This is a genomic window from Sphingobium sp. TomTYG72 (assembly GCF_055394715.1).
The window spans coordinates 2,362,395-2,375,237 of record NZ_AP027336.1 but is presented as its reverse complement, the minus strand read 5'-3'; the positions used below and the strand labels follow the sequence as shown (position 1 = coordinate 2,375,237).

12 protein-coding genes, 1 tRNA gene and 1 pseudogene are annotated in these 12,843 nt (G+C 62.7%); 5 read left to right on the top strand and 9 right to left on the bottom strand.

Annotated features, from left to right (window positions below; all coding sequences use genetic code 11):
* Positions 1–141 precede the first annotated feature (141 nt).
* Positions 142–228, top strand: a tRNA-Leu gene (locus ACZ5U1_RS11785).
* Between the two features lie 406 nt (positions 229–634).
* On the opposite strand, the gene ACZ5U1_RS11780 is transcribed toward ACZ5U1_RS11785, so the two are convergent.
* The 3 genes and pseudogenes from ACZ5U1_RS11780 to ACZ5U1_RS11770 form a co-directional block, all read right to left on the bottom strand.
* Entirely contained in the window at positions 635–949 is a 315-nt protein-coding gene (locus ACZ5U1_RS11780; protein WP_464778566.1) for a hypothetical protein, read from the bottom strand.
* A complete protein-coding gene (locus ACZ5U1_RS11775) occupies positions 946–3,600 on the bottom strand; it encodes a HEAT repeat domain-containing protein (protein WP_464780062.1) in 2,655 nt (884 codons plus the stop codon). The genes ACZ5U1_RS11780 and ACZ5U1_RS11775 overlap by 4 nt, the downstream gene beginning before the upstream one ends.
* A gap of 828 nt (positions 3,601–4,428) precedes the next feature.
* Positions 4,429–4,875 (bottom strand): annotated as a pseudogene (locus tag ACZ5U1_RS11770) (helix-turn-helix domain-containing protein); the annotation flags it as partial.
* On the opposite strand from ACZ5U1_RS11770, the gene ACZ5U1_RS11765 reads away from it, so the two are divergent.
* Genes ACZ5U1_RS11765 through ACZ5U1_RS11750 form a run of 4 tightly spaced genes read left to right on the top strand, consistent with a single transcriptional unit; the run spans position 4,828 to position 7,527 of the window.
* Entirely contained in the window at positions 4,828–5,049 is a 222-nt protein-coding gene (locus tag ACZ5U1_RS11765) for a hypothetical protein (RefSeq protein ID WP_464780061.1), read from the top strand. The pseudogene ACZ5U1_RS11770 and the gene ACZ5U1_RS11765 sit on opposite strands and share 48 nt — an antisense overlap.
* Before the next feature lie 16 nt (positions 5,050–5,065).
* Positions 5,066–5,710, top strand: a complete 645-nt coding sequence (locus ACZ5U1_RS11760; protein ID WP_464778565.1) for a type IV toxin-antitoxin system AbiEi family antitoxin domain-containing protein — start codon at positions 5,066–5,068, stop codon at positions 5,708–5,710.
* Positions 5,703–6,569, top strand: a complete 867-nt coding sequence (locus tag ACZ5U1_RS11755; RefSeq protein WP_464778564.1) for a nucleotidyl transferase AbiEii/AbiGii toxin family protein — start codon at positions 5,703–5,705, stop codon at positions 6,567–6,569. Before ACZ5U1_RS11760 ends, ACZ5U1_RS11755 begins: the two co-directional genes overlap by 8 nt.
* A 4-nt stretch (positions 6,570–6,573) precedes the next feature.
* The gene (locus ACZ5U1_RS11750; RefSeq protein WP_464778563.1) at positions 6,574–7,527 is read left to right on the top strand and encodes a DUF4238 domain-containing protein; all 954 of its coding nucleotides are present in this window, start codon (positions 6,574–6,576) and stop codon (positions 7,525–7,527) included.
* A gap of 224 nt (positions 7,528–7,751) precedes the next feature.
* On the opposite strand, the gene ACZ5U1_RS11745 is transcribed toward ACZ5U1_RS11750, so the two are convergent.
* Genes ACZ5U1_RS11745 through trbL form a run of 6 tightly spaced genes read right to left on the bottom strand, consistent with a single transcriptional unit; the run spans position 7,752 to position 12,822 of the window.
* Positions 7,752–8,129 carry a DUF736 domain-containing protein gene (locus ACZ5U1_RS11745; protein ID WP_464778562.1) on the bottom strand — a complete coding sequence of 126 codons (378 nt, stop codon included), beginning with the start codon at positions 8,127–8,129 and terminating at the stop codon, positions 7,752–7,754.
* Complete coding sequence (locus ACZ5U1_RS11740) at positions 8,126–8,350, bottom strand: DUF2274 domain-containing protein (protein ID WP_464778561.1); 225 nt, start codon at positions 8,348–8,350, stop codon at positions 8,126–8,128. Before ACZ5U1_RS11740 ends, ACZ5U1_RS11745 begins: the two co-directional genes overlap by 4 nt.
* Positions 8,351–8,363: 13 nt before the next feature.
* Positions 8,364–9,677, bottom strand: a complete 1,314-nt coding sequence (locus tag ACZ5U1_RS11735; RefSeq protein WP_464778560.1) for a TraB/TrbI/VirB10 family type IV secretion system protein — start codon at positions 9,675–9,677, stop codon at positions 8,364–8,366.
* Entirely contained in the window at positions 9,674–10,654 is a 981-nt protein-coding gene (trbG, locus tag ACZ5U1_RS11730) for a P-type conjugative transfer protein TrbG (RefSeq protein WP_464778559.1), read from the bottom strand. Before trbG ends, ACZ5U1_RS11735 begins: the two co-directional genes overlap by 4 nt.
* A complete protein-coding gene (gene trbF / locus ACZ5U1_RS11725; protein ID WP_464778558.1) occupies positions 10,651–11,493 on the bottom strand; it encodes a conjugal transfer protein TrbF in 843 nt (280 codons plus the stop codon). Before trbF ends, trbG begins: the two co-directional genes overlap by 4 nt.
* A gap of 6 nt (positions 11,494–11,499) precedes the next feature.
* Positions 11,500–12,822: a P-type conjugative transfer protein TrbL gene (gene trbL / locus ACZ5U1_RS11720; RefSeq protein ID WP_464778557.1), complete on the bottom strand. Its 1,323-nt coding sequence runs from the start codon at positions 12,820–12,822 to the stop codon at positions 11,500–11,502.
* Positions 12,823–12,843: the final 21 nt, after the last annotated feature.

Sequence of the window (12,843 nt, the reverse complement as noted above, 5' to 3'; positions counted from 1 at the left end):
GGCTGTCTCCACTGACGATCAAGGCGTCCTGCCTGATGCAATAGACGCTGACGCGCAGAAAACCAGAAAGGAAGAAAAATAATGCCCGCCACGGAATTGACAGTGTGAGGACCAACGGCTAATCGCGCCGTCCTACCCCGTGCCCAGATGGCGGAATTGGTAGACGCACCAGCTTCAGGTGCTGGCGATCGCAAGGTCGTGGAGGTTCGAGTCCTCTTCTGGGCACCATATCCCCTTGAAAAACAAGGATTTTTCCGGGGGTTTGGCACAAATTGGCACACTAGCCCCCTCGGGGGACGCCATGGGCCGTTTCAAAATTGCGATGAACAGTTTCGCCGCGCCGCTGCTTGCCAAATCTCTTGTGCCCCTTCGATGTAGCAGGTCTGGGCAATGCCTTCGCTGCGGCACATTGCGGCGATGCCGTCCTCGCTATGCAATCCATCCAGCATAAGGCGAATCTCTGTCGCGGCCGAGAAATGTCGCCGCGCTGTCAGCGATGCGTCACGACGCCCCGCGCGCAGCAATGGGCACGGCGCGCGGGTGAGAACCTTGAGGAGGGTATCAGGCGCTGGGACGAGCTCGACCAGAAAGCCGACAGTCGCTTCGAATAGATACTGTGGAGCCGATGTGCAGGCTATCCGTCCTTGATTCTGGTAGTCGGTTGAACAGCCGGCAGCTGGTTGTTCTGCAACACGAGCTTGAAGACCGCGATCGCTAGGGTGATCATGTCGCCGAGCAGCGTCGCGGCCACGATCGTAACGACATGCGCCGGATAATCGTCATGGCGCAGCAGGATGTAGGTGCAGGCAGCCGCGACGCCGAGCAGCAGCAGGTTGATGCCATAGCCAATCCTCAGCTTGTAGCTGAACCACTGGGCACCTTGGCTTTTGGCCTGATCGAAGGATTCGCGCTCCTGGCGCAGTTGCTCCAAGGCGCGGGCATCCTTCACTGCTCGGCGTCCAACGCTTCGCCCTCTTGAATCGAGCGTTGGATATTGCGCTCGGCATGCGCGAGAATCTCTTTGTACAGCGGAAACGCAGGCGACAGTCGCGACATCTTTGCCAGAATGGTGTTCGCATTGTCCCGCGCGGACAGATCGCGCGGCATGGGCTCGCCAACCGATCCCGACCAGCCGCCGCTGAGCGCACCGGCAGAAAATTGATCGAGCCCGAACGCGACCGCTTCCTGATCGATCTGTTTGCAGCGGTCGAAATATCGCAGCACGAAAGCTTGGTGCTTGAACGGGAAACGGTGATGGCCGTGACGCACAATCCTGGCGATCCAGCGGAGATCGACAGCATCGGCTCTCGCAAGCACGGCGCCGAAGAACGCGACAATGCGATCGTCATCTGGCCGAAACATCTTTGCGATGAGGCTGGCCCGGCGGTAGTGCGCCCAGCCGCTGTCATCATCATGAGCGCGCAGCCATGACCAGGCTGCTGCCAGGATCGTCGCTAGCGCCGGTGACTTCTCGAAGCCGAGGTGATCCCGGCGCGCGGCAAAGCCGAGTACGGAAAAATCATCATCGCGCTCGTCGCGGGTCAGCGACCAGTCGGCGCGCGCGAAGAGGAATTCGGCGAGTGCGGCCGCGTGATGCTCGGCAAGGTGCTGCAGAATCTCCTCGACATAATGTCCGTCGATCCGCGGCAAGCGCTGCATGCCCGAAAGCAGGAGCGTCACATCGTTATCTTGCAGGCGCATCAGCAACGTCTTCCGTTGGCTGCAGAGCAGGCCGGCGACATGGTCGAGCAGAAGCGGCTCTTGATCGAATCGCACCATCAACGCGAAGTCGATTATCGCGCGAGGCAGCAGATTGCGCCATGTCCGTACTGCCGTGATTGCTATGGACGCGACGTTTGCATCTTCCGATCGCAAGGCGCGTTCGAGCAGGGCGTGATCGGCGTCGCTATAGGGACGCTTCAGCCCGATCAGCGCGCGCGCAGCTCCCTGCCGCAGATTATTGTCCGGATCGTCGAGCAGCAAAGCGACAAGACGACGGCCTTCCTCCGGCTCGTTCTCGAACTTGGCGCCGACTGCGATGCCGATGAAGTAGCGCAGGCGGTGCGATGGGTTGGATCGGACAATGGCGATCAGTGCATCGCCGACCCGCAGATCGGCGGTGATCAACTTATCGATGAGCTGACCAGACTGGCCGGTTGCCTCTCCCGCCTCGTCGAGCTTTTGCAGCCGATCCGAAATCGCTTCAAGCAGCGAGGCCGGCTCGAATTGACGGATCAGCTCTTCGGAAAAGGCCTCCTGCCAGTTCTTGTCTTCTTCCCAGTCCTCATAGGCGATCTGACCAGCGAAGTTCCATTCGGCACCGTCAGACAGCGCACCGTAGAGCCGGAAATCGATGCTGTCAGGCATAGCGGCAAATATGTCCCGTACAGCATCGCCGAGCGCACCTTCATCAAACTGCGCGTGCCAGGAAAGGGAGCGGATCAGACCGATAAGGGTCCAGGGCTCGAGGTCACCCTTATCGACCAATTGGCCGATCTTGGCGATAGTACCGGAGAATTCACGCTGATAGGCTTGATCAAGCTCGTCCGGCGCGACGGTGTTCAACATGCCATAGGGTGCACGCACCGCGCTGTTAAGGAAAAGGGCTGCCCTGCGAGCCGTGCGCGGATGGTCGCTATTCAAGAGAGCAATCGCGTTGTCGATCACACGCTCGCGCAGTGACGCGACGACGGCATGATCGACGAAGAAAGGGTTGAGCGAGAAGCCGCGGCCGGTCGAATGGGTGGTCATTCCCTGTCCGCTCAGGAGCGGTTCGAGGAGGTCGAGCGGCGAATAGATGCTGTTCCAGGCATCCGGTTCCTCAAGCAAACCAAACGCAAAGCGCGAGAGATCCTCGTTGAACGCGAAGGATTTATGCTCCTCATAGCCAATTAGATCGGCGAGAATGCGGATGGGATGATCCGGATTGGGGCCAAGGTCGCGTGCGTTATCGCGGCCCAGATCCCACAGCAGGCGCAGCGCGGTCATGCGATGTTCGGCGCTGAGTGCGATGCGCCGCAAGATCGGGCCAAATTGCAAGTAGATTTGGTTCTTCGCGATCATGGCCTCGACAAAATCGAGCGCTTGGCCAGGCTGATAATAGGCCACCGCTTCAATGGCCTGGAGGCGCCCATCATATTCGCTGTCTATGCCGCGCAACGCCGCCCAAATCGGATCGAGGAGCTTGCTCGCCGACGGGTCGCCTTCGGACAGGCGCCAGTCCATACGGCCGAGATTGACGAGAACCTGTTCAAGCTTCTGGTGGCCGACCGCCTCCGCAATCTGAAGTGCGAAGGGTGTGAGCGCGCCATCGGCGCCGACGCAGCTCTCCTCGATCAGAAAGTCGCCGAGCAGGTCGGGCATCAGCCGATAGAGTTGGCTGCGCTTGAAGATGACGCCGCCGTCGATCAGGATTTTAAGCGCGCGGGTCACCTCAGTGACGGTGACGGCCGGCCGGACCTTCGCAATGAGGTCGGCGACGCTGCGATCGTCGACATGGAAGGGCTGAACGACGGCCAGGACTTCCATCACCGCATGCAGCACCGGTGCGTCGTTTGCTGCACCCAGGTTGCCGGTGATCACCTTGGTGAAGCGCGACAACATGATCTGCCGCAGGTTCTTCTCCCGCCGCGCCAGTTCTGGCGGAATGCCATCGCGAGCAACAACCCGGGCGGCCATGGCTGCGATCAGCGGGCTGTCCTGCGCAATCTCGGATATGGCGTTGGCAAGGTGATCGTCGCCGCCGAAGGTGTCGAGCACCTGCGCGATCAGCTGCTTGAGTTCGGCCTTGCTCTGGCGCCGGAGCGAGATCGTCATGGGATCGACGATGTTGAAAATGGCGAGTTCGTTGCGAATGCGCTGCTCGGCATAGGGTCGTGTCGCGATCAGCAGCCGAGTCTTGTTGGCGGGGTCCGCGGCGTATTCAATGAGGACGCCCAATCCCTCACGGTCATGCGCGTCATCGATGACAAGCACTTTGCGGCCGTGACCCAGGGTTTCGAGGCTGGCCCTGCTGACGTCGCGGGCTGCGGACAGGAAGCGAACCAGCGTGGTTTTCTTCTTAGCCTGGAAGGCGGCGACACCTTCCTTGATGATGCGCGTCTTGCCCATGCCGCCAGGGCCGGTCAGCAGAACGACCGGAGTCTCTTCCTTGTCGGCAAGGCCTTCGGCAAGCCTGGCAATCTCCGCTTCGCGCCCGACCATTGCCCAATCGTGGCTGAACACCGCGTCTCGTCCGCGGAAGGGAGCAAAATATTGATCGGCCGTAATCCACGGCCCCGGCTCGCTGCGGCCGAGGAGAGCAAGGCGCTGACCGCTGAAATATATGTCGACCAGGCGGTCCTGCGTTTCCGCAGGGAGAGTTCGGACGAGACGGTTGATGTCGTGCTTGTCCCAAAGGGTCCAGCCGTCGTGGGCGGCTACTGCCTGTGCAGCTTGCGGGCTCGCGACCCGGCTAAGGACAAGGAACCGTCGATCGGCCTTGAAGCTGTGATGCCGGACGACCTTGTCGACGTCGGCCGGTCCGAACCGTTCGACACGTTTGCACTGGAGACTCCATATCATGCCATCAGGGAAGGTGGCAACGACGTCGGTTCCGTCTTGGGTGTGTCCGCTTCCCCCCTGGACGGACACTCTTGCTTCGGGGTGCTTTGCCTCTAGAAGATCGGCGACGAACTGCTCAAGGGCTGCCGGCGATAATGCTTCGAGCGGAAATGGCGGCGGCGCCGTGACAATCGTCGGTTGGCCGTATCCGGCAAGGAGCATCAATTCGGTCGGATTGGCGTCGATCGCTCGGGCCAATGCGGGTATCTGCTCGACGGATGGTCGATGCGTGCCAGCTTCCCAACGACTGACGCTCTGCTGCTTAACACCCAGCTGATCGGCGAGATCGGCCTGTTTGAGATTTGCGTCATTTCTCCCCGCGACGATGCGAAGAGCGAGATCAGCATAAGGCTTGGGGCGAGTCATTCGCACACAGTAGAGGAGTGCGGTCAATTTCGCAAACATTTGATGTGTGTGAAGCGGCGCATTGCTCCCGGCTCCGAATAGTTATAAAACCTCGGATATGAGCGAGCAAATTACAAGGAAACATAACAAGGTCGGCGACGGGCAGAGGGCGCATGCCCTACGCCTGCTTGGCCGGAAGGGCATGATGCGCACGCGGGAATTTGTAACCGAGGGCGTCGCCGCTACTACGCTCGTGAGAATGGAGCGAAACGGAGACATTCTTCGCCTCTCTCGCGGCCTCTACCAACTGGCCGACGCCGGGTTCGACACACATCATGATCTTGCCGAGGCAGCCAAGCGCGTACCCAAGGGCGTCATCTGCTTGGTGTCCGCCCTCGCATTTCACGGGCTCACCGATCAGATACCGCGCCGCGTTTGGATGGCCATCGGAGCACGCGACTGGGCGCCAGGAGATCACGGCCCGAAACTGCAGCTAGTCCGGATCGGCTCGGCGCAACGCGACGTCGATATCGAACTGCACACCATCGAAAATGTCGAGGTGCGCATCTTCAATGTGCCACGAACCCTCATCGACTGTTTCCGCTTCCAGAAGCGAGTCGGTCTCTCGGTCGCGATCGAGGCTCTTCGCGAAGCGCTGCGACTGCGGCGCGTGACACCTTCAGACATTGCAGCGCGCGCGCAGAAGAGCGGCACCTGGTCGGCGATACGGCCCTATCTCGAAGCGCTGACGATCGATGGCTAAACCGGTCCAGAATCTGGGTGCATCGGTTCGGACACGCCTCCTCAATCATTCGCGCGCGCACGACCAGAGCTTCGAACTCATTCTCATTCGGTTTGCGCTGGAGCGGCTGCTGTATCGTTTGAGCCAATCGGCGCATGCTGACCGCTTCATCCTCAAGGGCGCAATGTTGCTCTCGATCTGGTTCGATGATCCGACCCGTCCGACACGCGATCTCGATCTCCTCGGTTGCGGCGAGGCCGATAGCGAGGCGATGCTCGCGACCTTCCGAGATATTCTGTCGGTCGAGGTCGAGGATGGCATCACATTCGACATCGACTCGCTCAGGATCGATCGCATCAGAGAACAGCTTGAATATGGCGGCGTTCGTCTCCAGGCCGATGCTGATGTCGGCGGCGCGCGCGTCCGCGCGTCGGTCGATATCGGTTTTGGTGATGCGCTTGAACCTGGCGTCGAGGAGCTGGATTACCCGGTTCTGCTCGATTTCCCTGTCCCGAAATTGCGGGCCTATGCTCAGGAGACGGTTATCGCAGAGAAGTTTCAGGCTATGGTGCTGCTTGGCCGTGCAAATTCGCGAATGAAAGATTTCTATGACATCTGGCTCTTGAGTCGATCGTTCACCTTCGATCCCGACCGGGTCGCACGGGCGATCGCCGCCACATTCGCCCGTCGCAAGAGCCCAATCCCGTTCGAACTGCCCGATGCCCTGACTGACGGCTTTGCCGGCGATCCTGCCAAGCTTACGCAGTGGACTGCTTTTGCCCGCGGACTGGACGCAGCGCCTGCGGATCTCGGACAAGTCATCGCAGATATCCGAGATTTCCTGATGGAAAATGCGCGGCGCGCGGCGGCGATAGGCTAGGCAAATGTCCAAGCTCACGGCCAACCAGCACTATGTCTGGCAATATCATCTACGTGCCTGGGCGACCCCGAAAAAGTTGTGGTGCAAGCGAAGCGATCAGGCCGAGCCGTTTTCGACCACGCCGCGTAACGTCGCCAGCGAACGCTATTTCTATGAGTTCCAGGAGCTGCGGCCTGTCGATCTGGCCTATATCGAGCAGTTGATTGATCGAAGCGGTGACACTGGCTTGCGTGAAGCAAACCGAGGCTGGGTCACATTCTTCCAGAGGACTTTTGTCATCAGGCGCGCGCTTGCCGATCGCACGATCGCTGCGCCGCTCAAGGCGCAACTGGAGACCGAGCTGCGCAATATCGAGCGCATGCTAGGCGAGACGTATCATCAGGGCATTGAAGGCCGGACGGTGCCGTTCCTGGATGCCTCGAGGCGCCAGGATGCATCTTTCCATGACGACGCAGGACAATGCGCCACGTTCATACAATTTCTGACCCTGCAATATTTCAGAACCGCCAAGCTCAGGAACGACATGCTGGCCATTGCGAACCCGCTGCCCCACGACATGGCTCGGACCTGGCCGATCGAGGCGTTCATCTACGCGACCAACGTGGGCGCGAGCTTGTATCGGCAGCGCCGATCCTATCGACCGCTGTTCCTCCCAAACGACACCGACATTCCGTTCATCACGGGCGATCAGCCGATCATCAATCTCATCGGGACCGAGACCGAAGAGCTGGACTTCTACTATCCGCTCTCGCCTAAGCTGGCCATGATCTACACCGCGACACCCGAGCGCTACCCCTGCGCTGGACGCCCGACGTCGCGCTTCCAGGTCGAACACTACAATTTCCGGATGTTTGCGCGCTCCGACGCGCAGATTTACGGCAACGATCCGGCCTATCTCAAGGCCGTGGCCGCCCTCCCCAAGAGCCCGGACTGGCGAAATATAGGCGTGATGCGGTAGCTTCGCGAACCAACTACCGAATTTGCCGAGGACGACCGCCTCGCCGATTGGGAAGATCGCTGCTGACGCGTGCCCACTCGCGAGCAACTTCCGGGAGCCATCTAGGACGGGCCAACGCAGCGACGCGCGGCGGCAGCTTTTCGGGACACTGTGATACCATCCGGCAGATGGTGCTTTCCGAATAGCCCAGGAACTTCGATAGCTCTCGGGGCGTCCAGAGCCTATCATCCTCCATCGCCGGACTTTCTCGAATGGTGATCCCGCCGCCTTCCAGTGGGCTGACTCTCCGCCCCGAAAGTCATAACCATCTGCGCTGACAGCCCTTCCGCGTCGGTAAAAAGCGTAGCATTGATCGGGCAAAGCGGATCATCGATCCGCACTCCCAGATAGTCACGGGGCGGATCGGCACGCGATTGCCGTTCCCAGGCGTCACCTATGGCTTGCCAGCCCAGCATGACCCGGAACGCCGGATCACTGTCGACAACTCGATTGTCATTGGGCACTAGGCGGATTTTGCGATGGATGGTGAGGGTCTGGATTTCACCCTCCCAGCCGCCCTGCTTCGATCGTGTAAACCGTCCGATGATCCTCCCGCGCGTCATGTCCCGGCCTCGGCTTGCTTGCGCGCCTTTACAAAGGCCCGGTCGCTGACGAGAAAGGATTCAAGCATCGCGGGGATCAAGTCCGCGACAGTCGCCGACTTGTCGTCATAAGTCGCGCGGTAGAGGTCCCGATAGGCGTGCAGGTCCGCATCCAGGTCAGGCGTCACGGTGATGCCGATCTTGACCGGGGTGCGGTCTGGAAGTCTGGCGAGTTTTAGCATGGGGCTTCTCCGGTCAGCGCCCGCGCCACTCCCGAAGGACCAAATCGCGGTGAACGATCACGCGGAGCGGCCATCCGGGACGGACGGTGATGGTGGGCTGGATGTTGAGGTTCTTGGACACGATTTGCTGACCCGCTTGGTTGGCGGATTGCTGGGTGGACTGGCGGAGCGCCCGGACAAGATCGCTCTCGTCGCCACCGATCGAAACTTCTGTGCCGACGCCGAGCAGGGTCGATAGCGCGACGCCCTTGAGCAGCCGCCAGGTGTGGTAATCCACCTTGTCGGTCAGGCCGGCATAGCCTGCCGCGTCGGTGGCAGGCAGATTGTCGATCTGGATGGAACTGCCATCGGGCAGGATGATCCGCTGCCAGACCAGTAGCGCGCGGCTCTGCCCGAACGCCACGACGCTATCGTAGCTGCCGATCAGGCGCGCGCCCTGCGGGATCAGCAGCGTCCGGCCCGTCACTGTGTCGAACACATTCTCCGTCACCTGCGCCACAACCATGCCGGGAAGATCGGAGTTGAGGCCAGTGAGCAGGCTCGCCGCGATGACGCTGCCGGCCATCACCTGATAGGGCGAAGCCGGGGTCTGAAGCGCATGGGCATTATAGATGCCGCCCGATGCCGATTGCCCGACAAAATCCAGCTTGCGTTGCTGGTTGTTCTGGTCGCGCTCCGGGTCCAGCGCGAGCCGGCCTGTCGGTGCAGCTTCGCCTGCTGCCGGCACCGCGCCCGCCGCTTCAGATCCCGCTGGAGCGGAGACCGCTGCCGCCGCGCGGCCCGACGACTGCACCATCACGCCGGCCTCGCGTGCCTGTGCCGCCTGCGCCGCGATACGCTGGCGTTCGGCTTCGGCCGCCTGCTTCTGCGGCGTCATCGCTGGCGGCATAGCGACATCGCCGGTCACTCCGCCTCCGGCCTCAAGCTGGCGCTGGCGGTCGAGGATGGGTCGCCCGAGATCGCCGGGAAGCGGAGCGCCCAGGATCGGGGTGCCAGGCGACACCTCACCATAAGTGCCGGGAAGGTTCGCCACGGCATCGGCGGGCGTCTTGCGATCACTGACCGCGCGCTCGTCGGCGGCGCTGACGATGTGGAGCGTCTTCGGCCCCAACGCCATCCAGGCGATGCCGGCGATGGCGAGCGAGCTGGCGGCCGCGCCGCCGATGATGACGCCGCGCCGGAAGCGGACGACGCGGCGCGGGGCCGCGCGCAGCACGAGGGTTTCTGGCGGGGCTTTGGACGGGGGCGCAGATTCCGGTGTGCACGCTGTGGGTGCCGTGGGTTCGGGCGCGTCCGGATCGACGGGCGGGATTGGGGCGGCCCTCATTTGCGCGCCCTCCCGTCCGTGCGGGCAATCCGCACGATCTGCTGCGGTTTCTCGCCAAGGCGAAGCTCGGCCGCCGCGAACAGACGGTCGACGATATAGTGATTGCCGCTGACACGGTAGTTCACCAATTGCGTGTCGCCCAGCGGGCCGACGACGAACAGCGGCGGCGCCTCGCCCTGATCGAGCCGTCCGGGAAACTCGATATAGACCTTCGTGCCGTCGTCCCAGGCACGGACCGGCCGCCAAGGCGGGCTGTCGCCGCTGATCTCATAGCGGAACCTCAGATTGGTGAGCGCGACATTTTCCGCGACCGGCTGTGCCCGCTCGGCGCGGGCATTCTGGCCCCGCAAGGCCACCAGCCGGTCCTGCGGATAGGTCCAGCTTATCGCCGCCATCGCGGTCGCGTCGGTGCTTTCGAGCGCCAAGTGATAGGCGCGACGGTCGGTCGTGATGACCATGTTCGTGACAAGGCCGGGCGCGAAGGGCTTCACCAGGACATGCACGCGCGCCGCATCGCCCGCGCCGCTCACGGTATCGCCGATGATCCAGCGGACGGTATCGCCAGCCGAGACCGCCACCAGCTTCTCGCCAGCCTGCAAGGCGATATCGCTGACCCGCTCGGGTGCGGTGTAAAGCCGATAAAGCGCCCCTTCGGTCCAGGGATAGACCTGTACGGCGTTGATATAGCCCGCGCTCGACGGTTCGCGCGTTGCGGCCCGGTTCGCCGCCTCGATCCGCGCGGTGGGTGCACGCGTCTCGCCCTTCACCGATGGCGGGGGTTGAAGCTGGCCGGGAAGCGGCAGCGGCACCGGCTGTTCGACGATCTCGACCGGCCGGGGCGGCTCGGTCTCGATTGCGGCGGGCCGGAACTCCGCTGCATCGTAGCTGATCGCGGGCGGCGGCGTCTTGCCCGCGCAGGCGGCAAGCGCCAGCGTGGAGGCGCACAGGATGGCGATCTCGGTTTTTGGCCGGGTCATTGTCCGGTTACTCCTTCATTGGTGGAACTGGCGGGCGCGGCCGGGAGCGGCGCAGCGTCCGGGATGACGGGCGCGGCAGGTGCGGGCTGCGAGGGCGCTGCGGGCGGAATCTCCGCCTTTGGCCGCTGCCCTTGCTGACCGGACGATGCGGGCTGGCCCTCCAGTTCGCGCGCCCAGTCGATCGCGTTGACGAACAGGCCCAGCGGGTTCTTGCGCAGCGCATCAGCAGTCTTGGGCGGCCGGAGCATCACGGTCAGCATGGCGGTCCAGCGCTCGGTCTTGGCCAGGCTCCCGCGTTCGTAGATGCTCTCGGTCCATTTGACCTGGAAGCTGGTGTCGGATGCGCGGACCACGCTCGTCACCTGCGCCGAGACGCTGCGCTGGCCGATCCCGGCGAACGGGTCGTTGCTGCGCGCATATTCGTTGAGGAAGAGCGCGGCGCGATCACTTGCGAAGTCATAAGCATCCAGCCAGTTGCGCTTGACCAGCACCGGGTCGGTGGAGACCGATCGCACATTCGATATGAACCGGCCGAGATGCCATGCGATCTGTCCGTCGGTGGGCTGATAATTCTGGATCGCGGGTGCGACCGAACGGGCCTCGCCGAGCCGATCGACCTCGACCACATAGGGCGCGACGCGGCTCTGCATCGACTGCCAAACGTTGGAGCCGATCAACACGCCGGTCAGGCCCAGGCATCCGAACGCGACCAGCCGCCAGTTCTTCGCTTGCACGCGGGCGGAGCCGATGCGCTCGTCCCAGAGCTGGCCCGCGCGCTGGTAGGGTGTTTCTGGCTGCGGGCTGTGCCCGTAGCGCTGGATGGATCGTTTGAAGAACATCGATAATCACTCCTTGTCGCTGAGGTTGGGATTGGCGGCGGAGCCGGGACGATCGCCGTCCTTGATGGTCTGCATCGCCATGTGGCGGTGATGACGGGCCGTCTGCTGCGCGCGCAGGCTGCGCGCCCATGCGGGGGCACTGTCGGGCGCGCCCGCGCCTGAAGCGTTTGATGTCGCGGGAGCCGGTGTCGTGCGGCCCGCGTTCCACGCCGCTTGGCTCCCGCGCGCAGCGCTTTCGCGAAGTGGACTGGCGATGCGCGCGGCTGCGGCTTTCATTCCCTGCGATGCAGCGCCGCCAGCGGCCGTCGACATGCCGCCGAGACCAGCACCGATGCTCGCGCTGCCGGATGTTTCCTGCCCGAGCCGATACGCTGTCGAGGCAGCCGATCCCATCGCGGTTCCGGCCTTGATCGCCCCCATACCGCCGCGACCGGCTGCCATTGCGCCACGCGCGCCGAGCATGGCCGCTCCGCCCGTGGCAAGGGCCGCGCCTGCGACCGTGCCCACGGCAGCGCCCGCGCCAAGCTGGGGTGCGCCCGAGACAAGGCCGGACGCAATACCGGGACCGAAGATGCCAAGCCCGAACAGCGTGAGCGCGCCCATCAGCAGGCTCAGCGCCTCGGCGATCTCCGGCTCGCTGCCGACAAGGGCGGTCAGTTCGCCGAAGAGATTGGTGCCGATGCCGATGATGACGGCGAGCACCATGACTTTGATGCCGGAGGACACGACATTGCCCAGCACCCGTTCGGCGAGAAAGCTGGTCTTGTTCCACAGCGCGAACGGCACCAGCACGAACCCCGCGAGCGCGGTCAGCTTGAACTCCAGGATGGTGATGAAAAGCTGGATGGCGAGGATGAAGAAGGCCAGGACTACCAGCAGCCAGCAAATGAGCAGCACTGCGATCGACAGGAAGTTACCGAAAAACTCCGGGAACCCCGACATCTCCGTCACCTGATCGAGCAGCGGATGCGCGGCGGTGAAGCCGGTCCCGGCGATCGCGCCGGGATGCATCAGGTCGTCGGCCGATACGCCCCCGCCGCCCGCCGTGATGCCGAGGCCGGAAAAGCTCTTGAAAATGATATCGGCCAGCGTGCTGAAATTGCCGATGATGAAGGCGAAGGCCCCGACATAGAGCACTTTCTTGACGAGCTTGCCGAGCACGTCCTGATCGTTGTCCATCGCCCACCACAAAGCGGCAAGCGTCACGTCGATGCCGATCAGGACGGTGGTAAGAAACGCGACATCGCCGGACAGCAGCCCGAAGCCGCTGTCGATGTAGCTGATGAAGGCTTCGAGGAAGCTGTCGATGATGTTGAGGTCGGGATTCATGGTCAGCCGCCTTGCCGTGCG